Here is a 25,249-nt window from a genome sequence, read left to right as displayed (position 1 = left end):
ATACATGAAAAAAATACAAATGGTTGACTTGAAAAGTCAATATGATAAAATTGCAGCAACTGTAAACGCTTCTATCCAAGAAGTTTTGGATACTAATACTTATATTAATGGACCACAGGTTCATCTATTTCAAAAAAATCTCGAAGAATATTTAGATGTAAAACACGTAATTCCATGTGCAAATGGAACTGATGCGCTGCAGATTGCCATGATGGGCTTGGATTTAAAACCAGGCGACGAGGTAATTACTGCAGATTTTACTTTTGCAGCCACTGTTGAAGTTATTGCTTTATTGCAGCTGACACCAGTATTGGTGGATGTCGATGTGGAAAATATGAATATTTCTATTGAAGCCATTAAAAAAGCCATTACTCCAAAAACAAAAGCAATTGTGCCGGTACATTTGTTTGGGCGTTCTGCCAATATGGATGAAATTATGGCAATTGCCAAAGAACATAATCTCTATGTAATTGAGGATAATGCGCAGGCTATCGGAGCTAATTACACTTTCGCTGATGGAACAAAAAAGAAAGCGGGGGTTATTGGTCATGTAAGTTCAACTTCATTTTTTCCTTCAAAAAATTTAGGATGTTATGGTGACGGCGGTGCTATTTTTACCAATGATGATGCTTTAGCGCACAAAATAAGAGGAATCGTTAATCACGGAATGTACGAGCGTTACCACCATGATGTAGTGGGAGTAAATTCAAGATTGGACAGTATTCAGGCTGGAGTCTTGAATGCAAAACTACCTTTCCTGAACGAGTACAATACGGCACGCCGATTAGCAGCTTCAAAATACAATGCAGCTTTTGAAGGAAATGAAAATATTGTTACTCCAGCATTTGACTTAAATGGAGATGATCACGTTTTTCATCAATATGTTCTTCGAATTATTGATGCCGATAGAGATGCATTGATGCAGCATTTATTAGATAAAGGAATTCCTTGTGCTATTTATTATCCAATTCCGCTGCATTCGCAAAAAGCATACGTGGATGTACGTTATAAGGAAGAAGATTTTCCGGTAACAAATCAATTGGTAAAAGAAGTAATCGCATTGCCAATGCACACCGAATTGGACGATGAGCAGATTAAATTTATAACTGACAGTGTGAAGGAGTTTTTAAAATAAAACAGCATGAGATATGTCTTTATAATTCTTACCGCAGTTTTATTTCAGTCTATAGGTTTTTCTCAAAATAGTTCCAAATCCAATGAAGAAACAGCAGTGGCTTCCCGTGTGGAGACGCTGCGTCTGGCAATGATCGATGCTGATGGTAAAAAACTGAAAGAACTAACTTCTGAAAGTTTAAGTTACGGACATTCCAGCGGTAATATTCAAAATCAGGCTGTGTTCATCGAAAAAATCGTGAATGGAGAATCTGATTTTGTCACAATTGAATTTCAAAACCAGACTATTGAAATTGTGGGCGATGCAGCAATTGTACGTCACAATTTAGCTGCTCATACCAAAGACGGCGGAGTAGATAAAGATATAAAAATTGGTGTAATGCTTATTTGGCAGAAACAAAAAAACAAATGGTTATTAATTGCCAGACAAGCTTATAAATTGCCTTTATAAACATTAAAATTTAAAACAAAAATCCCAAATTATCAGTCTGATAGTTTGGGATTTTTTGTTTTAATTAATTAGTTGTAAATTCGTTATGTTAAAATGAAAGTCATGAATCCTAAAAAAGAAAATTCGAAAAAAAATAAAGTAGAAGAGCCTTCTGTGGCTTACGAATCTTATAAAATTAAATTCAAAGGGATTGATAGGGATACTTTTGAATTTGATGAAGAATTTAAAAATGGCTATACTGCAGAAGAAGCCAAAGCGGAAATGCATAAAAGAATTTGAAGCTGGTGGGGTAAATAAAATGTAGAGATACACCGCAGTGCATCTGTACAGTAAAACAAAAAATCCCCACAAACATAAGTTAAGTTCATGAGGATTCTGTTTTTATAACAATAATTGCAGTCTGCAATCTGAATTTAAGCGTTCGCTGTAGCAGCTTCTTTATTAATTTTTCCGATTAATCCAGTCAAAACTTTTCCAGGACCAACTTCGGTAAACAAAGCCGCACCGTCAGCAATCATCTGCTGTACAGATTGTGTCCATTTTACAGGAGCAGTCAATTGAATGATTAAGTTTTTCTTGATCTCGTCAGCATCCGAAACGGCTGATGCAGTTACGTTTTGATATACTGGGCAGATAGGAGCAGAGAATGTCGTAGCTTCAATAGCTGCAGCCAATTCTTCTCTTGCCGGTTCCATCATTGGTGAGTGAAAAGCTCCTCCAACAGGTAATAATAGCGCTCGTTTTGCACCTGCAGCTTTCATTGCTTCGCAGGCTTTTTCTACTGCAGAAAATTCTCCTGAGATTACTAATTGCCCTGGGCAGTTGTAATTAGCAGCAACTACAACTCCGTCGATAGAAGCGCATACTTCTTCAACGATATTATCTGCCAGTCCAAGAACTGCAGCCATTGTAGAAGGTGTTATTTCACAGGCTTTCTGCATTGCTAAAGCTCTTTGAGAAACTAATTTCAGCCCGTCTTCAAATGACAAAGCGCCGTTGGCAACCAATGCTGAAAATTCGCCCAAAGAATGTCCTGCAACCATTTCTGGTTTGAAATCTTGCAGAGTTTTAGCCAAAATAACCGAGTGCAAGAAAACCGCCGGCTGTGTAACTTTGGTTTCTTTCAATTCTTCGGCTGTACCTTCAAACATAATGTCTGTAATGCGGAAACCTAAAATATCATTTGCTTTTTCGAATAATTCCTTTGCTAATGGTGAGTTTTCATATAAGTCTTTGCCCATTCCTGTGAATTGTGCACCCTGACCTGGAAATACGTATGCTTTCATAAAATCCTGTTTAAAGTTTAAGGTTTCAAGTTGTGAAATTTGAAATCGGATGCAAAAATAGTGTTTTTTTAGGATTTATGTCAAAAGATAAAATTGACATAAAACAAAACCTCCATACTTGCAAATAAAGTATGGAGGTTTTGTATGTATAGAAAATCAGTTTGCAGAATGAATTATAATTTTATCAATTGCAGTTCGATATTCAGTTTTACTTCTTCACCTACTAAAACACCGCCGGTTTCTAGAGCTGAATTCCAGTTCAATCCCCAGTCTTTACGGTTTATTTTGCTGGAAATATTCAATCCTGCTTTAGTATTTCCCCATGGATCTTTCATTAATCCACTGAATTTAGCTGGGAATTTCACTGATTTTGTTATGCCTCTTAAAGTTAAATCTCCAGTCAGTTCATAATCATCACCCTCTTTAGTGAAAGATGTTGCTTTGAAAGTCAGTTTTGGATGATTTTCAGCATCAAAAAAGTCACCGCTTTTCAAGTGATTGTCTCTATCAGTGTTATTAGTATTGATTGAATTGATATCTGCCGAAAATTCAATTCCTGCATTTTCGAAGTTGTCATCTTCAGTTGTGATTGATGCATCATAAGTTCCAAATGTACCTGAAACATTAGTAAACATCATGTGTTTTACTTTAAAACCAATTTCTGAGTGTGTTGGGTCAATTGCCCATTTTGTAGCTGCCATAATTTTATTTTTATTAATTAAAATTTATTTGTTTCATTTTGATAAGGCAAATTTACAGCGATACTGCCGAAGGGACACTTAACCTAGATTAAGAAATAAAAACGATAGTATTAATTTAGTGAGTGATTTTCAAATTGGATTCTATTATTAATTTTTGGAGCAGAAAGATTAGGTATTTTCAGCCAGCATTAGTCCCGCTATCCGTTACAATCTTGTGAACCGAACCCTGGTTTCACAAGGATTTTTACTTCTATCGGGCTCAAAGGAAATATTTTTGCTTTTTTTGTAATCATTCAAAAAAAACAATCCAAGATTCAATGATAACCAATAATTTCATCCATTGGAGATAATAATCCACTTCTAAGTTCTAATTAAAAGTTTCTATCAAAGAGAATTTTTCCAGCCACTTATTGAGATTCGAAGAATAAATCTCACGGTATTTAGAGATGATCTCCTGATGTTTCAGCTGAAAATCGTTATCCATCTCGTAGTTCCAGTTATTGTCTCTAAAAACGGTTTCAAAATTAAAAACATTTCCAGCCAGCATTTTATAATCAGCAGCTAATTCCTGATGCTGTTCTGAATCAAGAATGGGTTTGATTTCGGTATCATAAAAAGTCATAGCTGTTTCGTTCACCGCCAATCCTTTTTCTATCCAATGCTGTTCCAAAGCATCTTCTTCATACTTAAAAAAATCAGTAATATGTTTGTCCGAAAACCAATCAGGAAGTTTTATATTAGGCTGATTTTCATTCGATTCATTAGTATCAGTTTGAAGCTGTGCATTTGTAAGGATAGAAGAATTGTATAAATACCATTCAGAATCCATAATTAAATAAATAAGTTTTTTGGTGTTTAATTTGGCAAGCCAAGTCCTGTATCTAACAATTCCATTTGGAAATAATCCCACGTCAATAACCATTTTGCGTGCCTTGCCATTAATTTTGACCTCAATTACAGGAGCCACATGATAACCCCAATCGATTGTTCCGGTTGGAGAGCTATTTTTTTTATCAATAAAAGAAATCTGTCGGCTGTTTGTAGAAGAATAAACAACAGGGGCAAAAACCCAGATTTTGGCACAATAACATCCTTTCGATGCTAATAACAGTCTGATGTAATGCGAAATATTATGACAGTTAGCCTGCTGATAGCCAAAAGGAAGCCCCGATTTTTTAATTTCTGAAAACAAAGCATTAGCTGTATCTTGATCAAGAACAGAAGCTTTTCCAGGCGTTAAAAGTGGATGCTTTTTGATAATCTTTTGTATTAAATAATTTTAATGTTATACTACTATTATGGACGAAGTTATAAAAACTATAGAGGAGAGAGTTTGTACCAAAATAAGAAATTGTTATAAAATTTCAATTAAAAAATCAAATCACAGGTATTACATCAACCTCAACTTTTACTTTATGATCGCCGGTACTAAAAATAATTCCTTTCATCGGTGACACATCGGCAAAATCTCTTCCATAAGCGGTTACGATATGGCGCTGCTGCGGAATCATATTATTAGTTGGGTCAAACTCGCACCAGCCCATTTCTGGAATATAGACCGATATCCAAGCGTGCGAAGCGTCTGAACCTTCTAATTTTGGTCTGCCCACTGGCGGTAATGTTTCAATATAGCCGCTTACGTAACGCGCAGGAATCCCCACGCTCCGTAGACTGGCAATTGCCAGATGAGAGAAATCCTGACAGACACCTCTTCGTTCTTTGAGAACTGTTTTTAGTGGCGTATTGACATTGGTAGAGCCAGATTTGAACTGAAAATCAGTATATATTTTTTTAATTAAATTTAATACTGCTTCAAAAAGAGGGATCTTTGGAAGCAGACAGCTTTCGGCAAAAGCGGTGATTTCGTCGTCCCAAGTGATAAATTGACTTGGTAATTGATATTGCAGAACTTCAATTTTGAGTGCGCGGTCTGTTGTGAATTTTAATCTGGCTTCTTCGCAGGTTATTGGATTTAAAGTTAGCTGTGTCGCATTTTTCAATACTTCGACTTCACTCGAAACAGTAACTTTTAGTGATTTATGCGATTGATGAAGCGAAAAATAATGCTGAATATTTCCAAAATAATCCGTGCGGGAATATATTTTAGAGGGTTTTGGCTCAATTTCTATCTTGAAATTTTTGCATATCTGTTTCGCAGAATTCTGAGGCTGAAGACACAAAATACTCTGGTAATTGTGAACCTCATTGATGTAGGTATAAAGTGTCTGATGTTTTAGTTTATATTTCATCGGATTCGCTATTTTTAAGTGTATCTAAAACGGAATGCTGGATTACAGAATGATTAAAATATAGGCTGGATAAATTATTGGAAACATCGCACATCAGTTCAAAAACATCCGAAAGCGTCTGGTCTAACTCTGGTCGGAATTGTGTTTTTTCATCAACTTGTATCAGACTGTCTGCATCAATTAAGTTGATAATTGTACTGGCTTTCAAAGCTGATTTTTCGGCAATGCTTAATCGGTTTGGCTCATTGGTCTTTGGTAATTTAGAAAGATAATGAGTGAGAGTGTTTAGCAAAAAAGAAAGTGTGTACGTTAAGTTTTTCTCTAAAAACACCATATTAATTACGGCTTTTAGACTCAAATGCGATTTGTATATATTTCGGTACTGCGCCAGTAAATGATGATTTTCTAATATGGCTTCCATAAGAACAGCTTCGTCTTCCTCGGCTTTTTTATAATTGAAAGCACTACGGAAAACCGAAATCAACGATAAAATCCGTTCTACATTTTTCCCGGCTTCCATCAGATAGAAACCATTGTCACGAGGCAGTGTTTCGTAAATATTTCCATAAAATGAAAAAAGACGAATGTGCAGTTTATCTAAAGAATGATTTACATGATTGATGTTATTGGTTTTTTTAAGCGTAAAATGAATGTCTTCCAGTAAATTAATAATCTGTCGGGTGTCGTTGTTCCATTTTTCGCTAACCTGGTTAATCGTGTTGAGCAATGACTGCATATTATAAACGACCGAACCTGTTTTTTTGGAATCATTAATCAGCAGAAGGAGTTCTGTAATTGGATTTACAAAAATAGCTTCGTTATCAAATACTTCTCCGCCTTTAGCTTCTTTTCCAACAAATCCTGGATAAGTCTGCGTAAGATGTGTCAGTGATTTTAATAAAACGACTAAAAACTCAGGCTGTTCATTGCCGTGTTTGACTACATTTTCGTTGAGTCTGTTCAGAATGATTTTCAGAAAACTGCGCAAAGCCATCGTTCTTTCGCACAAGCGGCCTAACCAAAATAAATTTTCGGCATTTCGGCTCGTCAGCGAATTATTAAGCTGGTTGTTAGTGTTTTTTCGTTCAACTGATTTTTCCTGATATTCCGTTGGAGCATCTGTTATAATCCAAGTGTCTTTTGAAATGCCACCTAATTGGTTTGAAATTTCAAATTTGTCTTTCACCGCCGAACTTCTGGTTAAACCGCCCTGCATTACTTGGTAATCATCACCGTCTGCTATCAAAAAAGCACGGATTGCAGCATATCGGGGCTCTATAGTTCCATTTATAAATGCAGGAGTTGTGGATAAACTCACTTCTTCCTGAGCGACATATTCTTTAGGATTTTTTTGAATCAGATTTTTTAATTCTTCAAGCTGTTCTTTGTCTAGTAAACGGGCATAAATTGATCTGAAGCCTTGTTTTCGATTGGTTTTTTTTATGATTAATTTGGGCAGATTGGTTAAAACATAATCCAATTCTTTGCTGTGTCCGCACCACCAAGTAGCTATCGAGCTGATTAATAAAGGTTCTTTCAGCAGAAATTTACAGGCATTCTGCATAAAAGCCATTAAGCCGTAATTTTCTAAAATACTGGTTCCGGGAGGATTCACAACGGAAACATTTCCTAAACGGATTACCTGCAGTAAACCGGGAATTCCAAGGAGAGAATCTCTGCGTAGTTCCAGCGGATCACACCATACGTCATCCAGTCTTTTGATAATTACATCAACCCGCTCCAATTGATCGATAGATTTCAGCCAGACAAAACCATCCCTGACTAATAAATCATTTCCCTGAACCAAAGTATAGCCTAAATAAGAGGAAAGATAAACGTGTTCAAAATAGGTTTCGTTTCCGGGTCCGGGAGTCAGGAAAACCACATTTGGATTTTCATTGGAGTTATTTCCTAATGAATCAACGGTTTGCTGTAATTGGCTAAAGTAGGGTGAAAGCTTTTTTCGATAGGTTTTTTTATTGAGTTCAGGTAAAACCTTACTCATTACAACTCTGTTTTCGAGAGCATATCCCGCACCCGAAGGCGCTTGCGTCCGATTGTCCAGCAGCCACATTTTTCCGTCGGGACCCCGGGCTAAATCTACTGCATAATTCAGTAATTGTTTATTCGATTTTTGTTTAATGTCAAAACAAGGCAGTAGAAAACCAGCATTGTCAAAAACTAGTTCAGCGGGAATTATCGCATTTTTGATTAAGGTTTGAGGGCCGTAAAGATCTTTTAGAATTAAGTCTAATAATTGCGCCCTTTGTTTTAATCCTTTTTCAATAGTTTTCCATTCCGATTCGTGAATTAAAAATGGAATAGGATCTAGTTTCCAGGCTCGGTTCGATTCCTGATTTGAATCATAAACATTATACGTAACTCCGTTTTCTTTTAATTTTTTTACAATTTCCTGATTCCGTAACTCTAATTCATCAATTCCAATGGATTCTAAGGTGTCAAAAAGCCCTTTCCAATACGGTTTTATCTCTCCGTTTTGGTCAAGCACTTCGTCGTATGAATTGATTTTTTCTTTATATGAATGGAGCAGTCCCAGTGAAATATCTTGAATCATTTGTTAGTCAGTCAATGGATTACATTTTTATAATTGGCAAAATAATAGCTTTTAAAGTGAACAGCAATGCAATTATCTTATTCTTTTGCTTTCCAGTAATGCCTTAAATCTAAAGTGTAAGGATATTCGGGATTAATAAGCTCTATAGGAGTGTCAAGCCGCAGATCAGATTTTGATTCTATTAAAAAACGAGATGCCGAAGTACTGTTTGAAATCATTTCTTTTTCTTTTTCGATTTCTTCAAGTGCTGTTGAAGGTGTATGTCCAAAATCCCAAAAACGGCTTATTTTTCTTGATTCAGCTTCAAAACTATTGATAGGGAAACTCTCAAAACTTCTTCCGCCGGGATGCGTTACAAAATAGGTACAGCCGCCAATTATTTTATTGTTCCAAGTATCGGCTAAGTCAAAAACAAGCGGTACATCAATTCCGATATTAGGATGCAGTGCCGATGGCGGATTCCATGATTTATAACGGATTCCTGCAACATATTCACCTTTGGTTCCGGTGCTTCTTAATGGGATTCGGCATCCTTTGCATAATAAAATATGACGGTCGGGAACAATTCCGGAAACTTTTACCTGTAGACGCTCCAGCGAGGAATCGACAAATCGGGCGGTTCCGGTGCTGGACAGTTCTTCGCCAAGTACGTGCCAAGGCTCTATTCCTAATCTAATTTCCAATTGGACATTGTCAATTGTCACAGTACCGTGATGCGGATATCTAAATTCGAAGAAAGGATCAAACCATGAAATATCAAAATTATATCCCGCGTCTTTTAAATCGTTTACTACATCAATCATATCCAGATAGGCGAAATGCGGTAACAAAAACTTGTCGTGCAGTTCCGTTCCCCAACGAATTAATTTTTTCTCATATGGGTTTTTCCAGAATTTGGCAACCAAGGCACGGACTAATAAATTCTGAACCAAATTCATGTGCTTGTGCGGAGGCATATCAAAAGCCCTTAATTCTAATATTCCCAAACGCCCTGTTGACGAATCGGGAGAATATAATTTATCGATGCAGAATTCCGTACGGTGTGTATTTCCAGTGATATCAGTCAGCAGGTTTCTAAAAATCCTGTCCACCATCCAGAAAGGAACTTCTCTGTCTTTTGGTATTTGTTCAAATGCAATTTCCATTTCATAAAGACGCTCATCACGGCCTTCGTCAATACGCGGTGCCTGACTTGTTGGTCCTATGAATGGCCCGGCAAAAAGGTAGCTCAAAACAGGATGATGCTGCCAGTAGGTAATTAAACTCTGCAGTAAATCAGGTCTTCGCAGCAAAGGGCTGTCTTCAGGTCTTTCGGCTCCTAAGGTTACGTGATTTCCTCCTCCGGTTCCAGTATGACGGCCATCAACCATGAATTTATCTGTGCCTAAACGGGACAGAAAGGCTTCTTCATATAATGCCGTTGTATTATCTACAATTTCCTGCCAGGATTTGGCCGGATGTACATTTACTTCTATTACGCCGGGGTCTGGAGTAACCATCATTTTCTCCACTCTGTAATCCGTTTTTGGCTGATAACCTTCGATTCGTACAGGCATCTGTAATTTTTCGGCAGTATTTTCGATTGAAGTTATTAAGTCGATATAGTCTTCTAAATAATCAGTTGGCGGCAGAAAAATGTACAGCATCCCATCGCGTTCTTCAACGCACATTGCTGTAATGAAAGTGTCCACTTCAAATATTGTAGGATCTTCTTCTTTTTTAGTCTCTTTTTTGGCTGACACTTTTTTGACTGCTTCAAAAATTTTTGAAATCGTTCCGTAGCGTTTTTTTACTTTTTCAGAATAGTCTCCTAGAGCGGGTAAATCTTCAAATAAACTTCTGTCAACAACCGTTTCTCTCTTATTTTTGGAAGTTTTTGGAAGTGAATCTAAAGGTAACCGCAAACCGATGGGAGAATTTCCGGGAATCAAAAAACAATTTCCTCTCCTGAATTCCCAAGCACAGCTTTCCCAATTGTCCTGAGTATAATTTTTCCGTATTGGCAAAACAAAACCTGACGGATTGTTTAAACCTTTTTCTAAAACTTTGGCAAGATTATGACGTTCAATAGAATCCTTTAGATTTACTTTCAATGGATCTAAATTCACTGGAAGCTTACCTTCTTCAAGAGCCCAGTAGATTGGGTCTTCATAGGCGGGTAATATATTTATAGTATCAATTCCTAAAAATTTGGTCAATTCGACAGCAAATTTCTCAGCATCGTGAAAAGTAAATTGAGTTTCACCTTCTTTAGCTACCAAAGCATCGTTTTTCCACAGAGGAAATCCGTCTTTTCTCCAGAATAATCCATATTGCCAGCGGGGAAACAATTCTCCGGGATACCATTTTCCCTGTCCAAAATGCAGCAAGCCTCCGAAAGCAAACCGCTGTTTTAATCGTAGTGCTAAATCGTAAGCCAGTTTTCGTTTCAGCGGGCCGTCTGCGGCTGTGTTCCATTCGGCTCCCTCAAAATCGTCAATAGAAATAAAGGTTGGTTCACCGCCCATTGTCAGGCGGACATCACCTTCAATCAAGTCTTTTTCGACTGCATGTCCTACCGTCATGATTTCTTCCCATTGTCTGTCAGAATACGGTTTGGTTACCCGTGGATCTTCATGAATTCGCGTTACTTTGTTTTCAAAATCAAAACTTACGTCACATTTTTCGGTAGCACCAGTTACAGGCGCCGCGCTTAAATAATGAGGAGTACAGCACAACGGAATATGTCCTTCACCTGCAAAAAGACCGGAAGTAGGATCAAGTCCAATCCAGCCTGCACCCGGCAGATATACTTCTGCCCAAGCATGTAAATCAGTAAAATCATTTTCGGGTCCGGAAGGGCCGTCAAGAGATTTTATGTCTGGTGCTAACTGTACAATGTAACCGGAAACAAAACGTGCAGCTAAACCAAAGTGTCTCAGAATATGAATTAACAGCCAGGCAAAATCTCTGCAGGAACCGCTTTTCAATCTTAATGTTTGCTCAGGTGTCTGTACGCCAGCTTCCATCCTCAGATTGTATGTCAGTGTTTTATAAACCACTTGGTTGAGGTAAACTAAAAAATCATTTATTTCTAAAGAATCATTTACTTTTATGCCTTCAATGAATTTTAAGAATATCGGACTTTCTTCACTTAGTTTTAAGTAAGGGATCAATTCCTGTTCGAGAAGAGTGTCGTATTTAAATGGAAACTTCTGAGCATATTCTTCTATAAAGTAATCAAAAGGGTTAATGACTTGAAGTTTTGCAATTACTTCGACCTCGACTTTTAATTCTTTGATTTTATCGGGAAAAACAATTCTGGCCTGATAGTTTCCAAAAGGATCCTGCTGCCAATTAATGAAATGATTCTCTGGACTGATTTTAAACGTATATCCTTCTATTGCAGTTCTTGAATGTACTGCAGGACGAAGTCTGAAAACATGTGGGAATAATTTAACGCTTCGGTCAAATTTATATATTGTTTTGTGGGAAATGGCTATTTTTATGGACATAAGAAAGTTTTTTTTATGACATAATTCCGTTTATACAAATATTGAAAAAAAAACACTGTTTAACGAATTTTAATGATAATAATTTATTAAAAATATGCTTAAATACTTTTGAATAAGTAATTTTAAATCTTTTTATTGATAATGTGTTAATGTTTATGATTGAAAAACGGCTCCAAAAAGTATAAAATGTTACGGCAATGTATATTTATAGTTTACACCGCTTTATTTCATTTTGGCTTTGTAACTTAGTATTTCAATAATTATTACAAATTAATAAGCAGACTGACGAGCATTATTAATATCAGAAATTCAAAAAAATAGATAAATATGTCAAACATTGGATTAATTATAGAAGAACGCTCGGCCGATATTGGGAACTTTCTTGTAGGCAGACTGCTGCCTTTTCGTGAAAAAAGGGCAGTGGGACCTTTTGTGTTTTTGGATCACATGGGACCGGCACTACTTAAAGATTATCAAAATTTAGATGTTCCTCCGCATCCGCATATCGGACTTTCGACTCTTACTTATTTGTTCGAAGGAGCCATACTGCATAGGGACAGCGTGGGAACTGAAATGGAAATTACTCCGGGCGCTGTCAATTGGATGACAGCGGGAAAAGGAGTAGTGCATTCGGAACGTACACCCGAATATTTGAGAACTACCGATAAAAGTCTTCATGGACTGCAGATTTGGGTTGCACTGCCAAAGGAAAAAGAAAACATCGAACCCTCATTTGTACATGTAGAAGCCAAAGATATTCCTGAATGGCAGCAGGATAATGTTACAATAAAACTGATTGCCGGAGAAGCTTTTGGAAAAAAATCACCTGTCCCAGTTTACAGTCCGCTGTATCTGATCGAAATTAAAAGTACATCCAAAGCTACTCTGAATACAGGAAAAGATCTTTTTGGAGAAAGCGCTTTGTATATTCTGGAAGGCGAAATTATAAATGAGGGAAATAACTATGGTTCAAAACAAATTTTGGTTGCAAAGGAAAGCAGTCTCTGCCAGTTCGAAATGAGTGAGAACAGTACCGTTTATATTTTTGGAGGAGAACCATTTCCCGAAGAACATTTCATCTATTGGAATTTTGTTCATTCTGATAAAGCCGTAATTGAAAAAGCAAAGCAGGACTGGATCGATCAAAAGTTCCCAAAAGTTCCCAATGAAACAGAGTTTGTTCCCCTGCCGCAGCCCAGAGTGAGATAGTTTGTTTTTTATTTACGGACTATTAAAAATTAGGGCATGACCGCAAGGGTCGGGCTTTCCACTGTATCTTTTCTTTTCCTAAAGAAGGAAAAGAAAAGGATGCCGTTTCAATCCCTCATGCAAATCCTACTTTCATAATAACTTTTCCGAATAACAGAAGAATATTTGGTATAATTATTTTAAAAATTTTTCTAGAGCAATGCGGCGCTATTGTATTGGAACTGCACTATTGATCTGGATGACCCGTCCAGAGAAATAGGAAGACTCGCAGAACCTTTATTAGCTCCTTTAGAAGAAAAGAGGGAAGGCTATGTGCCAAATGTGGTATATTCCTGTGGTTCCATAATTCACAATAACAGTCTTATACTGCCTTATGCCGTGTCCGATTATTCGTCTACTTATGCTGTAGTTGATATGACCGAACTGCTCGAAGCATTACTGAATAGTAAAAATAACTCTATATGGAGTTACCTAAGACTTAGTTTATATACTATTTTTATGGTTTCTTAAAAATTTTAAAATGACTGAAAAGGAAAAAATGCTTTTGGGCGAAATCTATTTTGCCAATGATAAACAACTTACCGAAGAACGTGCAAGAGCCAAAAGACTATTGCACAAATTGAACGTTACCGAATATTTGATGAATGGAAAATCACGGGCAATTCTTCGGGAACTGATGCCAAATTCTCATAAACGATTGTATATAGAACCGCCGTTTCATTGTGATTATGGGTATAATATTCATTCGGGGGAGAATGTCTATTTTAATGTCAACTGCGTGGTTTTGGACACTATGAAAGTGACTATTGGCAACAATGTTTTCTTTGCGCCAGGCGTGCATGTTTACACAGCAACACATCCGCTCAATGCCATTGAAAGAAGAACTGTCGAAAGTTCAAAACCTGTTTCTATTGGCGATGACTGCTGGATAGGAGGGAATTCGGTGATTTGTCCGGGAGTTACAATTGGTAACGGCTGTGTAATCGGTGCGGGATCTGTGGTAACAAAGGATATTCCCGAAAATTCTTTGGCAGTTGGGAATCCCGCCAAAGTGATTCGGAAATTAAATGAGGAATAAGGGAGTTTAAAATTGTTTAATCGTTTGGATTGTTTAAGTTCTTCTGCGCTAAGGACTAATTACTAAGGACTAATTACTTCTTATTCATATAAAAACTCAACGCTCCCGATGGACATTTATTGATAGTTTCGATAATTTTTTCAGTAGTTGAGTTTTCTGGCAAAATCCACGGTTTCTCTTTTGGATGAAAAACATCGGGATTGTTCTTAACACACATCGCAGAATGTATGCATTTTCCGGATTGCCAAACAATGGTTACTTCTCCATTGCTGTATTCTTTTTTGATGTCTTTTGGATCCATGACTAAATAGATGTGTTGATTAGTATCTTATTTTTTAAGATTTTAGAAATTGGACATTTTTCGGCAATAATTAACAATCTGTTTTTGGTATCTTCGTCAACAGTACTTGGAAAACTGATTGAACGACTAATGGCTGTTGTTAATTCCGAATCATTTTCCTGAGAGATATTTAGGGAAATATTTATCTCTGGAATATCCCAGCCCTTTCTATCAATATACATTCTCAAAGTTGAAAGTGTACAGCCTGCCAAGGAAGCTAATAATGTCGAAAATGGATCTGGTCCTAAATCATTTCCACCAACATTTTTAGGTTCGTCCATTAGTAATTTGCCATTGCGCCAAGCAATAGTGCACAAATATTTTTGAGTACCAATATTTCCTGTGATATTATTTTCTAATAGATTTTCCATAAAATATGTTTTTTGATGAGGGTTATAAAACGTCTCTAAATTCGGGAGTTTTATCAAATACTTTTTTTGCAAAAGGACAAAGCGGAATAATTTTGATGTTTTTTTCTCTTGCAAATTCAACTGCTTTGGCTACCATTTTTTTGCCATAGCCTTTTCCGTTATTGCCTTCGTTTACTTCGGTATGGTCAATAATGATTTTATCTGGACCTGCAAAAACAAAAGTCATTTTGGCTTCGGCTTTGCCATTAATATCGATGTGGAAAAAACCGTTTTTGTCGTTTATCTCTAATTGTACTTCTTCGTTCATTTTTCTTTAAGTTTCTAAGTTACAAAGTTGCTGAGTTTCTAAGTCTTTTCTTAGTGACTTAGAACCTTAGAGACTTAGCAACTTAATTAATATCTCATTGGAATTTCCATTAATAAAAATTTTGCGTCAGTGCTGGCTTTGATGTTCAATGTTTTGAAATCGGTTATACCTAAACCATCACGGGTTTCCAATTCCTGACCGTCAATAGTTATGTTTCCGGAGATTACAAAAGCATAAAGACCGTTTCCTTCTTTTTTTAATTCATATTGTTTTTCAAATCCAGCTTCAAAATCAGCCAAATGAAACCAGGCATCCTGATAAATCCAGACTCCTGCATCATCAGGATTTGGAGATAATATTTGGGCAAAATTGTTTTTTTGCTCAGCAGTGTCCAAAGTGATCTGCTGGTAACGAGGTTCCACATTTCTTATTTTTGGGAATAACCAGATTTGGAAAAGTTTTGTTCTTTGGTCAGCATTTGGATTGAATTCACTGTGCTGAATTCCAGTTCCTGCACTCATTACCTGTACATCGCCGGTTTTGATAGTTTCAGCATTTCCCATACTGTCTTTGTGAGCTAAATCTCCTTCAAGCGGTATAGTAATAATTTCCATATTGTCGTGAGGATGTGTTCCAAAACCCATTCCGCCATCGATAGTGTCATCGTTTAAAACGCGTAACGCTCCAAATTGTACTCTATCTGGATTGTACCAGCTTGCAAAACTAAAGCTGTGGTAAGCGTTTAACCATCCGTGATCTGCGTGTCCTCTTGTATCTGCTTTGTGTAAAACTGTAGTTGCCATGATATAAATGTTTAGTGATTTTTGTTATACAAATTTACGTCAGATGTAAGCAAAAAGCACTTAATGTAGATTAAGAAGTTATGCCAATGGTATTATTTAGCACTATCAGCAAGTCTTATGAATTCGGCTTTATATCCGTCTTCATCATTAGATAAGCCTGATTTAGCTAGGTTTTTTATTTCTTCAATAGAGGTGTTTGTAATTAGCTTTGATTCTTTTAACTTTAGACCAAACCAAGCTACAGCAGTGCTGAATTTAAAATCCGAAGAGGCATTTCTTAATCCAATTGATGAATTAGTAATGGTTTGAATCATTTCTATGCTTTTTTCTCCATCGGGTTTTTTATATCTAAATTTTACGGTTGCCAGTTCATCATCATAGTTTACTGCTGCCGTTTTATTTTTCGTATATTTTAATTCATCAGGGATAAAATTACTTTTAACGCCTGTTGGAATTATTTCGTATAAGGCCGTAACCGTATGCCCGCTCCCTAATTCACCAGCATCAATTGCATCATTTTTAAAATCTTCAGCTTTCAGTTTTCGATTTTCATAACCAATCAGTCGATACGCCTGCACATGCTTTGGATTGAATTCTATTTGAATTTTTACATCTTTTGCAATAGCAAACATAGAACCTTTGAATTCTTTGCCTAGAAAACGGCTGGCTTCTTGCATGTTATCAATATAGGCGTAATTTCCATTTCCTTTATCCGCCAAAATTTCCATTTTACTATCTTTATAATTGCCCATTCCAAATCCTAAAACGGTTAAGAAAACTCCTGATTTTCGTTTTTCTACAATTAAATCTTCCATGTCTTTATCCGTAGAACTTCCAACATTGAAATCCCCGTCAGTTGCAATTATCACTCGATTATTTCCTTCTTTTATAAAGTTTTCTTCTGCCAGTTTATATGCTAATTCAATTCCTTCGCCGCCGGCAGTGCTTCCGCCGGCATGTAATTCGTCAAATGCATCCATAATAACTTTTTTTTCATCACCCGATGTTGGAGGCAAAACAACTCCGGCAGAACCAGCATAAACCACAATAGAAACCTTGTCTTTGGCTCTTAATTCTTTGACTAAAATCCGCATTGATTCTTTTAGCAGCGGCAGCTTATTTTCTTCATCCATTGATCCAGAAACATCAATAAGAAATACCAAATTAGATGTTGGTAAATTCGTCATTGGGATATTTTTTCCTTGTAAACCTATTTTTAATAATTTATGATTTTCATTCCATGGACAGGTGCTGTATTCCGTATTGATGGAGAAAGGATTACTGTCTTTAGGCTGAGGATAGCTGTATTTAAAAAAGTTCACCATTTCTTCTACGCGGACCGCATCTGCTGGAACTTTTTGCCCATTATTTATAAATCTTCGAATGTTGGTGTAAGAGGCATTATCGACGTCTATCGAAAAAGTGGAAAGAGGAGCTGTTTTTGGAGATTCAAAAGGGTTTTCTTCTACTTCTGCATAGCTTTCATCGTTCGTTTCGGCAGCAGGTGTTTCTAAAAATTCTTCGGCTGGTGCTTCACTCATAACGACTGCATCGACAGCAATCTCTTCTGTACTTTCTGCTTTTTTACAATTGGTTAATAATAGCAGTAAAAATGATACTAAAATAAAATGTTTTCTGTTCATTAGGAATGTTTTAGAAGTTGAAAAAGGGTGGTTTAAACAGGAATTAATCATCAAAAATTTAAACAGAATTGTTTTAATAATATTGTATTTGAGTTGTTAAATCTTGTTAAATTATGGTTGAATGGAATAGGTATGTATTTGCTCAATAGATGAGTACTTAAGTTGTAATTGTTTTTAGCGCTATTTCCGCAGCATTTTACTTTTCATCTTACTAAAAAACTCAGGAGTTACTCCCAGATAAGAAGCAATTTGTTTTTGAGGGACACTATAAATTAAATTGGTGTATTTTTTGCAGAATTTATCAAAACGCTCTTCGGCGGTTAAACTTAAATTGTCCATTAACCGCTGTTGGTGTGCTACCAATGAATTTTCGGTTAAAATCCTGAAAAAACGCTCTAGCTGCGGTATTTCTTTGTACAGGATTTCCTGGTTCTCTTTGGATAATATTACCACTTCGGCATCTTCTATTACCTGAATAAAAAGGTTTCCAGGTTTTTGCGAAAGCAGACTGTACATATCACTTATCCACCAGCCGCTGGCCGCAAAACTTAAGACATGTTCTACAATATTGTCATTGATATTAAAACTTCGGATTACACCCGAATTAACAAAATAGGATTGTCTGCAGATTTCGCCTGCATTGAGCAGAATAGTTTTGGCTTTGTATTGCTGTGTTTCTGTTTTGGACAGAAAAAGTTCCTGTTCTTCAGGAGTTAAAGTAACGTGCTTGCTGATGTTTTCGAGGATCGCCTTCATTCTCTCAAAAGTACAATTATTTCTGTAAAATAGTAAACAAAAAAAACGCTAGGGAAGCATTGCTCTTGTGGTTCTTGGACTATGTATTAAGTTATAAAACTGTCTCGCAGAGCCGCAAAGTCGCAAAGTTTAGAACTTATTTCTCTGCGAGATATTTTAATTCTAAAAGCAATATAGAATGATAAATTTGCGGGTTTGTCTGGTTTTTAAAAAAATCTATTGGTAGAGTTGTACAAAAAAACCTGCAAGAAACTTTGTTCTTACAGGTCTTGGGCGAAGACCCAATTATTTAACCTATAAAATATAATAGTCTTCTTTACTTTTTTTTGCTTCTATGCGGTGCGTGTTTGACTCGAAATGCTCTGATGTATTGGAATATTCATCATTATATTCATTGACCATCTGCATTAAATTTTTCTCAATGTTTTTGGCAATTGCAGAAACAGGAGTATCAGTTGGTTTGTTTTCGAATGGATCCTGCAGATGAATTGCCATTTTTTCTACCAGGAAAAATGCCGCCGCTATTATAGTTACAAGTGGTATTTCTAGCCATCGCAGCATGGTAGGCAAACTAAACGGAAGCAGTATGATGAATAAAAAGATAGTCATATGAATGTAAAGTCCATATGTTGTTGGGAAAATGGTTGTTTTTATACGTTCGCATTTACCCATGTGATCGCAGAAATTAGTCAGCGTTCTGTCTAATTCAATTTGCTGAAAAGCATTTATTTTTTCTTCACGGAGAGCATCTTTTAGGTCTTTTCCGTGCAGCATCAGTAATGCATTGGGTACGTGTTTGTGTTTTTTGATATAGTCAAATTCCTCAGGAGTCAGTAATCCTTTGATAGGTTTGTATGCATTTTCCCCTCTCAAGGCATTTCCTAAAGCATAACACCACGCTGCTTGTCTTTTTGCCATTTTTTCAATGAAATTATTAGCCTCAATCGAAAAAATTGGGTCTTTGTAATAGGTAATAAGCTGTCTTATAAATGATCGTGAATCGTTGGTTACCGCTCCCCATACTATTCGTGCTTCCCACCAGCGATCATAGGCCTGGTTGGATTTGAATGCAAGTAATAGTGAAATTACCGTTCCGATTACTGAAGGTATGGCTATCGGAATTTCGGTATTCAGTTCGGGATTAAGTCTGTGAAAAATATCAAAAAGGCAGGTGTATACCAATACTATTGCAAGTTCAAATTTAATTTTCCCTAATATATAGCTTAGCGGTATTTTCTTTTTTAGTAACATGATGCTTGTATTAAACGGTTTCTTCGTGCAGTGATAAAATTGGGATGTCAAAATGCTGATTTAATTGACTTTGTTTTTTGTTTTTAATTGTTGACCGTTCGGAGGTGCGGGTTTCAATTACAAAATCAATATCGTTTTTAGATAAAACTTCTTTTAGCAGAAAATGGATATATTCTGAAGTTTCCTGTTCTTTTTTTAAGACCTGACTGATTTTTTGCAGCGGAAACTGGTCCTGCATGTATTGCTGAATATCATCAATATTTAATCGGGAATAGACGTTTTCTAAATAAATTGCCTTGTTCAGCTGTGTAGTCTGATCGTTGATTAACCTTAAAATGGATATTTTTTGGTTCTCAATAATCTGCACCAAATTAGTATGTACCGTTTTTTTGCTTGTAATTACTGATTTGGTCAGCAGCACTAAATCAATAGAATGAAACTGCAGAAAGTTTTTTAAAAGTGGTGCAGTGATTCCGGACTGACGCTGGAATTCTAATTTGCAATTTGGAAAATCCGCAATTAAGTCACGGCAATTGTCTAATACGGCTAATTCTTTGTGGGTTATCTGGCTGTCTTGTTCTCTCAGGTATTGAGCTGCTGAGAACGAATTAATTTCATCAGTAACTAAAAAAAGAATGATTTTTACATTTTCATTTTTAGAATGATTAATGGCTGTTTTAACTGCTGCTATTGTGTCAGAAGTTAGTCGTGTAGGGATTAAAAAGTTTTTCATAAGTACGTTTGTTTTTTGTACTTACAAAGTAAATCCTGCTATATTAGAGCCAGTTTAAAAGAACATTAGAAAATTCTAAGAATTCACATTAGAATTTTTAATGTTGGTCTTTTTGAACAAAATAGTTACAATTGTCCCTTTGTTTTTTTCGGACTGGATCTGTAATTCACCATTGTGCATTCGGATGATTTTCATGGCTAATGGCAGTCCCAGTCCGTAACCAATATATTTACTGGCCTCTTTTCCTCTGAAAAAGGGTTCGTAAAGATGCGGAATATCTTCGGATGGAATTCCAATACCGATATCGCTGATTACAATTTTGATAATGTCCTTGGTTGCACTAAGATTAACAAAAACTTCCTTGTTGTCCGAGTATTTTACACCATTTGCGACAATGTTGTTGATAGCCAATTCCAATAAATTTTTATTGCATGGAATCGATAGATAATTACTGTCTTTTGCAGAAACATCCAGTTTGATGCTCACTTTATTATCTGGGAAGAAAGTGTCCAAATCTGTTTTTACTTCAAATAATAAATCGTCCATACGAACCACATTTTGGACTTGCTTAGTACCGTCGTAACCGGTTTGGGTAAGTTTTAAAAGGCTTTCGGTCAGGCTTCCTAATTTTGACGACTGTCTGTAAATGTTTTCCAGTGAAGTGATGTATTCCTCTTTTTCTCTTTCTTTCAGAAGCATAATTTCCGCTTCGGCAATGATGGTCGTGATTGGTGTTTTTAGTTCGTGGGAAGCATTATTGATGAAGTTCGTCTGAATTTCAAAAGACGTTTCCAGCCGATCCAGCATATCATTAAAAGTCGAAGTCAAATCGGCTATTTCGCCGGTGTTTCCCTCATTCTGCAGTCTTCGGGATAAGTTGGAAGCACTGATTCTTTTTACCTCCTTGGCAATATTCGAAACTGGAATGATTACTTTTTTGGCTAATAATCTTCCCAGAAATAAAGATATAATAAAGAATACGGCAATTCCAATAATCATAATTCTCGAAATATAAACCGTTGTCAGATGCCCTTTTCGGTCTACGGCTGCGATGATAACAATGTATCTTTGACCATTTTCAGTAAAAATCTGGCCTAAGTAATATTTGTTGTCTATTTCAAAGGATTCTTTTCCGTTTTTTAAAACATTGGTATAAAATTCGTTGGGCAGGTTTAATTTGGTATTGTATTCAAAAGTGTTTTGGCTGTTTACTTTAAGCACAAAATCCTCTTCTTGAATTAATTCTTCCAGCCCATTTTTTTTAAGCTGTTTGTAGTACTTGATTTTTTCAGGATCTTTCTGGAAATGAATTGAAGCAACAATTTTTGCACGGTCTTCCAAACGTTTCAAAAAGTAATATTGATTGTTACTCCTAAATAAGAAGAACACCAGAATACAAAGAAAAATGGTGCTGATAGTAGAAAGAATAACGTACGAATAAGTAATTTTCTTTTTTATATTATTCATTTTCAGTTTGTAATATATAACCAAAACCTTTGATGGTCTGGATCATTTTGGTGTTATAAGGTTTGTCGATTTTTTTTCGCAGATAATTAATATAGACATCCACAACATTGGTATTCATATCAAAACTGATGTCCCAGACATTGTCAAGAATCTGATTTCGGGAAACGATCGTTCCTTTGTTTTTGGCCAAATAATAAAGCAGTCTGAATTCTTTGTGTGTTAGGAGAATAGGATTGCCGTTTCGGTATACCATTTTGGTTTTGCCGTTTATTTCTAAATCTTCGAGTTTTATGATGTCTGGTTTTTGAGTATCGAGATTGGCTCTTCTTGCCAATGCCATAACCCTTGCATTGAGTTCGGTGAATTTAAAAGGTTTTACCAAATAATCATCGGCACCGTTTTCCAGTCCGTTCACGATATTTTCAGAAGTTCCCAAAGCAGTCAACAAAAGGATGGGAACAAAGTTTTTGATTGCCCGTAATCTTCGGCAGATTTCGATTCCGTTAACTTTCGGGAGCATAACATCCAGGATCACAACATCAAAATCGTTGTTCTGGATCATTTCCAAGGCAGTTTCTCCGTCAAGACAGACACTTACCTCAAAATTATTTTCGGTAAATCCTTTTCTTAAAACGGATAACAGATTGGGTTCGTCCTCAACAATCAATAATTTCATTTACAAGTGTTTGTTTTTGCAAACATAAAAAAATGTAAATGTAATTTTCAGTAAGTTGGGATTTCTTAAGGTTTTTTTTAGAAAGTTTTTTGGAAAGATACTTTATTCACTGTTTTTCCAAAACGTTAAAAGGGTTCTGCCACAAATTACACAAATGAACACAAATTAAAAGCAGTTTATAATTTGTGTTCATTTGTGTAATTTGTGGCTAATTTTTTTGAGCCTTCCCTTAAATGGAATAATTTTTAAACATATAAATCCACAATAATCTTGAAAGGCGGATGTTAAACGAAGCCATAACTAAAATCACTGCAGTTATAATGCCAATGATCCGTAAATCGAATGTTTCGGCAAAAAACTGATGTGCAATCAAGTAAGTTGCAATTCCCTGCGCTACAGTCAGTCCATAGTTTACATACATCGCACCAAAAAAATAGCCAGGTTCTTTCTCGAATTTATAATGGCAGTGCGGGCAATATTGATTCATTTTTGGGAATCCAATATTAAAAAAGATATTTTTTTCGTTAAATACTTTTCCTTCATGGCAATGAGGACAGTCGTTATTCAGGATATGAAGCAGTGCGTGTGACATCTTTTAATTTTTTTTCAAAGGTATTTCATATTCGTGTCACAGCTATTTTCTATATTCGCTAATTATAGCACAAAAAAGACATTGGTAATTATGAAAAAGTATCCTGTATATTCTATTGAACGGTTTAATTGGAATGCAGTTAGCAGTGATTTTTATATTAATACCTTCAAAAATCATTTAGCTCATCACAGTTTTGTCGAAGAACCGCATAGACATAATTCGTATGTGCTGGTGCTTTTTACCCATGGATCAGGTACACATGATATCGATTTTGATGTTTTCAGTATTAGACCTGGGAGTATGTTTTTCCTGCAGCCCGGGCAGATGCATCATTGGAGTTTATCTGATGATATTGATGGTTTTGTTGTTTTTTATTCGCAGGAAATGTATAATCTGTATTTTGGACAAAAAACAATAGAGGTATTTCCATTCTATTCTGCACTGGGAAATTCGCCCGAAATGATTTTTGATTCCAATGAATTGAATGGGATTGTGCCTTATTTTTATGCGATGCTGGAAGAATCTCAGGGAAATAGAATTATGAAACATGATAAAATTCTGAATCTATTAGACAGTATTCACATCGAAATTACAAGAAAATACAATGAGCAGTATGTTTTGGAAACCCACTCGTATAATTCAAGAATCAAGGATTTTTATCTGCTTCTGGAAAAACATTTCTGGACCGAAAAAGCACCTTCTTTTTATGCTTCTCAGCTTCACATCACGTTAAAGCATCTGAACAGAATCTGCAATGAAATCTTGAAAAAGACAACTACTCATGTTATTACCGACAGAATTATTCTGGAAGCCAAACGAATGCTGATGGATAAAAAAAGAACAGTCAGCGAAATTGCTTCTGAGTTAGGTTTCGATGACTATTCTTATTTTGTAAGGCTGTTTAAAAAGCATTCCGGTATGACGCCGACAGCTTTTCGGGTTTCTAAAAAGTAACTAAGATTGTACTTTGACTAATCGGGCAGCTTCTTTTGCTTTTGCTGCTATTTCTTCAATATTTGTATCAAGAGTGTCATTGACTAAAGCTACTCCCATGCGGCGGTAGGGTCTTGAGGTTGGTTTCCCAAAGATCCGGAAATCTGTTTTGGGTAAAGCTGCGATTTTTTCTATTCCTGTAAATGTTGGATTTTCCGAATTTTCCGAAGCTAGAATTACTGCACTGGCACCGGCTTTTTCTAATGTAATTTCAAAAATTGGCAGACTCAGAATAGCACGCAGATGCAGTTCAAATTCATTAAAGTTTTGAGTTCCTGCCAAAGTTACCATGCCGGTGTCGTGAGGCCTTGGTGATAATTCAGAGAAATAAACACCGTCATCGGCAAGGAAAAATTCCACGCCAAAAAGTCCTGCACCGCCCAGAGCTTCGGTCACTTTTTCGGCCATATCCTGTGCTTCGTATAAATCTTTTTCGGATACTTTTGCAGGCTGCCAGCTTTCCTGATAATCGCCTCGCTCCTGTCTGTGACCGATTGGCGCACAAAACAGGGTAGGATTGCCGTTCTGTACCACTGTCAATAAAGTGATTTCCGAATTGAATTTGACAAAGGCTTCGACAATCACTTCTACCACATCGCCACGGGAGCCTTCTACAGCATATTGCCAGGCTTTGTCGATATCGGCTGCAGTTTTTATCGTCGATTGTCCTTTTCCAGAGGATGACATTAATGGTTTTACTACGCAGGGCATTCCCACGGCTTCAACGCCTTTGTGCAATTCCTCGGCAGTTGTGGCATAGCGGTAATTAGCGGTTCGCAAACCCAGTTCTTTAGCTGCTAAATCACGGATTGCTTTTCTGTTCATCGTAAAGTTGGCCGCTTTCGCAGAAGGAACTACGGTGATTCCTTGTTTTTCGTAGTCATAGAAACGCTCAGTCCTGATAGCTTCTATTTCTGGAACAATGAAATCAGGCTGGTGCTTGGCAACAATCCGATCCAAAGCTTCGCCATCAAGCATGTTTATGACTTCGTAACTATGTGAAACCTGCATAGCGGGTGCGTTTTCGTAGCTGTCAACAGCAATTACGGTCTGCCCGATGCGCTGTGCTGCGATTGTGAATTCTTTTCCTAATTCGCCTGAGCCGAGGAGGAGTATTTTCATTGAAAGTAGTTTAGTAGG

Annotated in this window: 25 protein-coding genes; 7 read left to right on the top strand and 18 right to left on the bottom strand. The window is 36.5% G+C overall.

Going from position 1 to position 25,249, the window contains the following annotated elements:
* Positions 1–4: 4 nt before the first annotated feature.
* The 3 genes from OZP07_RS18810 to OZP07_RS18800 all read left to right on the top strand — a co-directional run bounded on the left by OZP07_RS18810 (position 5) and on the right by OZP07_RS18800 (position 1,864).
* Positions 5–1,135 (top strand): DegT/DnrJ/EryC1/StrS family aminotransferase, encoded by a 1,131-nt coding sequence (locus tag OZP07_RS18810; RefSeq protein WP_194641595.1) that lies wholly within the window; start codon positions 5–7, stop codon positions 1,133–1,135.
* A 6-nt stretch (positions 1,136–1,141) separates the two neighbouring features.
* Positions 1,142–1,585: a nuclear transport factor 2 family protein gene (locus OZP07_RS18805; protein WP_194641596.1), complete on the top strand. Its 444-nt coding sequence runs from the start codon at positions 1,142–1,144 to the stop codon at positions 1,583–1,585.
* Positions 1,586–1,687: 102 nt separating this feature from the next.
* Complete coding sequence (locus OZP07_RS18800; protein WP_281636322.1) at positions 1,688–1,864, top strand: hypothetical protein; 177 nt, start codon at positions 1,688–1,690, stop codon at positions 1,862–1,864.
* Between the two features lie 134 nt (positions 1,865–1,998).
* On the opposite strand, the gene fabD is transcribed toward OZP07_RS18800, so the two are convergent.
* The 6 genes from fabD to OZP07_RS18770 all read right to left on the bottom strand — a co-directional run bounded on the left by fabD (position 1,999) and on the right by OZP07_RS18770 (position 11,890).
* Positions 1,999–2,871, bottom strand: coding sequence for an ACP S-malonyltransferase (gene fabD, locus OZP07_RS18795; RefSeq protein WP_281636321.1), 873 nt, complete (start codon positions 2,869–2,871; stop codon positions 1,999–2,001).
* A gap of 173 nt (positions 2,872–3,044) precedes the next feature.
* On the bottom strand, positions 3,045–3,572 hold the full coding sequence (locus tag OZP07_RS18790) for a YceI family protein (protein ID WP_281636320.1): 528 nt from the start codon (positions 3,570–3,572) through the stop codon (positions 3,045–3,047).
* A 367-nt stretch (positions 3,573–3,939) separates the two neighbouring features.
* Positions 3,940–4,764 carry a protein-glutamine glutaminase family protein gene (locus OZP07_RS18785; protein WP_281636319.1) on the bottom strand — a complete coding sequence of 275 codons (825 nt, stop codon included), beginning with the start codon at positions 4,762–4,764 and terminating at the stop codon, positions 3,940–3,942.
* A gap of 184 nt (positions 4,765–4,948) precedes the next feature.
* The gene (locus OZP07_RS18780) at positions 4,949–5,821 is read right to left on the bottom strand and encodes a transglutaminase family protein (protein ID WP_281636318.1); all 873 of its coding nucleotides are present in this window, start codon (positions 5,819–5,821) and stop codon (positions 4,949–4,951) included.
* A complete protein-coding gene (locus OZP07_RS18775; RefSeq protein ID WP_281636317.1) occupies positions 5,811–8,396 on the bottom strand; it encodes a circularly permuted type 2 ATP-grasp protein in 2,586 nt (861 codons plus the stop codon). The genes OZP07_RS18780 and OZP07_RS18775 overlap by 11 nt, the downstream gene beginning before the upstream one ends.
* A gap of 77 nt (positions 8,397–8,473) precedes the next feature.
* Positions 8,474–11,890 carry a transglutaminase family protein gene (locus tag OZP07_RS18770; protein WP_281636316.1) on the bottom strand — a complete coding sequence of 1,139 codons (3,417 nt, stop codon included), beginning with the start codon at positions 11,888–11,890 and terminating at the stop codon, positions 8,474–8,476.
* A 327-nt stretch (positions 11,891–12,217) separates the two neighbouring features.
* Here OZP07_RS18770 and OZP07_RS18765 point away from each other — a divergent pair, with 327 nt between their 5' ends.
* The 3 genes from OZP07_RS18765 (at position 12,218) to OZP07_RS18755 (ending at position 14,177) form a co-directional block, all read left to right on the top strand.
* A complete protein-coding gene (locus OZP07_RS18765; RefSeq protein WP_281636315.1) occupies positions 12,218–13,099 on the top strand; it encodes a pirin family protein in 882 nt (293 codons plus the stop codon).
* Positions 13,100–13,309: 210 nt separating this feature from the next.
* Positions 13,310–13,609: a glycoside hydrolase family protein gene (locus OZP07_RS18760; RefSeq protein ID WP_281636314.1), complete on the top strand. Its 300-nt coding sequence runs from the start codon at positions 13,310–13,312 to the stop codon at positions 13,607–13,609.
* A 10-nt stretch (positions 13,610–13,619) separates the two neighbouring features.
* A complete protein-coding gene (locus OZP07_RS18755) occupies positions 13,620–14,177 on the top strand; it encodes a sugar O-acetyltransferase (protein ID WP_281636313.1) in 558 nt (185 codons plus the stop codon).
* Between the two features lie 73 nt (positions 14,178–14,250).
* Here OZP07_RS18755 and OZP07_RS18750 read toward each other — a convergent pair whose 3' ends face one another.
* From OZP07_RS18750 to OZP07_RS18700, 11 genes are all read right to left on the bottom strand, one after another.
* On the bottom strand, positions 14,251–14,478 hold the full coding sequence (locus tag OZP07_RS18750) for a (4Fe-4S)-binding protein (protein WP_194641605.1): 228 nt from the start codon (positions 14,476–14,478) through the stop codon (positions 14,251–14,253).
* 2 nt (positions 14,479–14,480) lie between these two features.
* Complete coding sequence (locus tag OZP07_RS18745; RefSeq protein ID WP_281636312.1) at positions 14,481–14,888, bottom strand: OsmC family protein; 408 nt, start codon at positions 14,886–14,888, stop codon at positions 14,481–14,483.
* 22 nt (positions 14,889–14,910) lie between these two features.
* Positions 14,911–15,195 (bottom strand): GNAT family N-acetyltransferase, encoded by a 285-nt coding sequence (locus tag OZP07_RS18740; protein WP_194641607.1) that lies wholly within the window; start codon positions 15,193–15,195, stop codon positions 14,911–14,913.
* An 86-nt stretch (positions 15,196–15,281) separates the two neighbouring features.
* Complete coding sequence (locus tag OZP07_RS18735) at positions 15,282–15,998, bottom strand: pirin family protein (protein ID WP_281636311.1); 717 nt, start codon at positions 15,996–15,998, stop codon at positions 15,282–15,284.
* 92 nt (positions 15,999–16,090) lie between these two features.
* Positions 16,091–17,641, bottom strand: coding sequence for a vWA domain-containing protein (locus tag OZP07_RS18730; RefSeq protein ID WP_349293645.1), 1,551 nt, complete (start codon positions 17,639–17,641; stop codon positions 16,091–16,093).
* Between the two features lie 180 nt (positions 17,642–17,821).
* A complete protein-coding gene (locus OZP07_RS18725) occupies positions 17,822–18,397 on the bottom strand; it encodes a Crp/Fnr family transcriptional regulator (protein ID WP_281636310.1) in 576 nt (191 codons plus the stop codon).
* Positions 18,398–18,691: 294 nt separating this feature from the next.
* Positions 18,692–19,648 (bottom strand): bestrophin family protein, encoded by a 957-nt coding sequence (locus tag OZP07_RS18720; RefSeq protein ID WP_281636309.1) that lies wholly within the window; start codon positions 19,646–19,648, stop codon positions 18,692–18,694.
* Positions 19,649–19,658: 10 nt separating this feature from the next.
* Positions 19,659–20,381, bottom strand: coding sequence for an adenine nucleotide alpha hydrolase family protein (locus OZP07_RS18715; RefSeq protein ID WP_194641612.1), 723 nt, complete (start codon positions 20,379–20,381; stop codon positions 19,659–19,661).
* Between the two features lie 75 nt (positions 20,382–20,456).
* Positions 20,457–21,848: a sensor histidine kinase gene (locus OZP07_RS18710; protein WP_281636308.1), complete on the bottom strand. Its 1,392-nt coding sequence runs from the start codon at positions 21,846–21,848 to the stop codon at positions 20,457–20,459.
* Positions 21,841–22,524 carry a response regulator transcription factor gene (locus OZP07_RS18705; protein WP_281636307.1) on the bottom strand — a complete coding sequence of 228 codons (684 nt, stop codon included), beginning with the start codon at positions 22,522–22,524 and terminating at the stop codon, positions 21,841–21,843. The genes OZP07_RS18710 and OZP07_RS18705 overlap by 8 nt, the downstream gene beginning before the upstream one ends.
* A gap of 229 nt (positions 22,525–22,753) precedes the next feature.
* Complete coding sequence (locus tag OZP07_RS18700; protein ID WP_281636306.1) at positions 22,754–23,116, bottom strand: DUF983 domain-containing protein; 363 nt, start codon at positions 23,114–23,116, stop codon at positions 22,754–22,756.
* 90 nt (positions 23,117–23,206) lie between these two features.
* Here OZP07_RS18700 and OZP07_RS18695 point away from each other — a divergent pair, with 90 nt between their 5' ends.
* Positions 23,207–24,070 (top strand): helix-turn-helix domain-containing protein, encoded by an 864-nt coding sequence (locus tag OZP07_RS18695; RefSeq protein WP_281636305.1) that lies wholly within the window; start codon positions 23,207–23,209, stop codon positions 24,068–24,070.
* Here the strand turns inward: OZP07_RS18695 and purT are convergent, their stop codons facing one another.
* Positions 24,071–25,231 (bottom strand): formate-dependent phosphoribosylglycinamide formyltransferase, encoded by a 1,161-nt coding sequence (purT, locus tag OZP07_RS18690; RefSeq protein WP_281636304.1) that lies wholly within the window; start codon positions 25,229–25,231, stop codon positions 24,071–24,073.
* Positions 25,232–25,249: the final 18 nt, after the last annotated feature.

The organism is Flavobacterium marginilacus (assembly GCF_026870155.1).
Classification (GTDB): Bacteria; Bacteroidota; Bacteroidia; order Flavobacteriales; family Flavobacteriaceae; genus Flavobacterium; species Flavobacterium marginilacus.
This window is presented reverse-complemented; position numbering and strand designations above follow the sequence as displayed.

Coding starts and splice junctions, on each gene's coding strand:
- OZP07_RS18810 (WP_194641595.1), top strand. CDS start 5: ATGAAAAAAATACAAATGGTTGACTTGAAAAGTCAATATGATAAAATT.
- OZP07_RS18805 (WP_194641596.1), top strand. CDS start 1,142: ATGAGATATGTCTTTATAATTCTTACCGCAGTTTTATTTCAGTCTATA.
- OZP07_RS18800 (WP_281636322.1), top strand. CDS start 1,688: ATGAATCCTAAAAAAGAAAATTCGAAAAAAAATAAAGTAGAAGAGCCT.
- fabD (WP_281636321.1), bottom strand. CDS start 2,871: ATGAAAGCATACGTATTTCCAGGTCAGGGTGCACAATTCACAGGAATG.
- OZP07_RS18790 (WP_281636320.1), bottom strand. CDS start 3,572: ATGGCAGCTACAAAATGGGCAATTGACCCAACACACTCAGAAATTGGT.
- OZP07_RS18780 (WP_281636318.1), bottom strand. CDS start 5,821: ATGAAATATAAACTAAAACATCAGACACTTTATACCTACATCAATGAG.
- OZP07_RS18775 (WP_281636317.1), bottom strand. CDS start 8,396: ATGATTCAAGATATTTCACTGGGACTGCTCCATTCATATAAAGAAAAA.
- OZP07_RS18770 (WP_281636316.1), bottom strand. CDS start 11,890: ATGTCCATAAAAATAGCCATTTCCCACAAAACAATATATAAATTTGAC.
- OZP07_RS18765 (WP_281636315.1), top strand. CDS start 12,218: ATGTCAAACATTGGATTAATTATAGAAGAACGCTCGGCCGATATTGGG.
- OZP07_RS18755 (WP_281636313.1), top strand. CDS start 13,620: ATGACTGAAAAGGAAAAAATGCTTTTGGGCGAAATCTATTTTGCCAAT.
- OZP07_RS18750 (WP_194641605.1), bottom strand. CDS start 14,478: ATGGATCCAAAAGACATCAAAAAAGAATACAGCAATGGAGAAGTAACC.
- OZP07_RS18745 (WP_281636312.1), bottom strand. CDS start 14,888: ATGGAAAATCTATTAGAAAATAATATCACAGGAAATATTGGTACTCAA.
- OZP07_RS18740 (WP_194641607.1), bottom strand. CDS start 15,195: ATGAACGAAGAAGTACAATTAGAGATAAACGACAAAAACGGTTTTTTC.
- OZP07_RS18735 (WP_281636311.1), bottom strand. CDS start 15,998: ATGGCAACTACAGTTTTACACAAAGCAGATACAAGAGGACACGCAGAT.
- OZP07_RS18730 (WP_349293645.1), bottom strand. CDS start 17,641: ATGAACAGAAAACATTTTATTTTAGTATCATTTTTACTGCTATTATTA.
- OZP07_RS18725 (WP_281636310.1), bottom strand. CDS start 18,397: ATGAAGGCGATCCTCGAAAACATCAGCAAGCACGTTACTTTAACTCCT.
- OZP07_RS18720 (WP_281636309.1), bottom strand. CDS start 19,648: ATGTTACTAAAAAAGAAAATACCGCTAAGCTATATATTAGGGAAAATT.
- OZP07_RS18715 (WP_194641612.1), bottom strand. CDS start 20,381: ATGAAAAACTTTTTAATCCCTACACGACTAACTTCTGACACAATAGCA.
- OZP07_RS18710 (WP_281636308.1), bottom strand. CDS start 21,848: ATGAATAATATAAAAAAGAAAATTACTTATTCGTACGTTATTCTTTCT.
- OZP07_RS18705 (WP_281636307.1), bottom strand. CDS start 22,524: ATGAAATTATTGATTGTTGAGGACGAACCCAATCTGTTATCCGTTTTA.
- OZP07_RS18700 (WP_281636306.1), bottom strand. CDS start 23,116: ATGTCACACGCACTGCTTCATATCCTGAATAACGACTGTCCTCATTGC.
- OZP07_RS18695 (WP_281636305.1), top strand. CDS start 23,207: ATGAAAAAGTATCCTGTATATTCTATTGAACGGTTTAATTGGAATGCA.
- purT (WP_281636304.1), bottom strand. CDS start 25,231: ATGAAAATACTCCTCCTCGGCTCAGGCGAATTAGGAAAAGAATTCACA.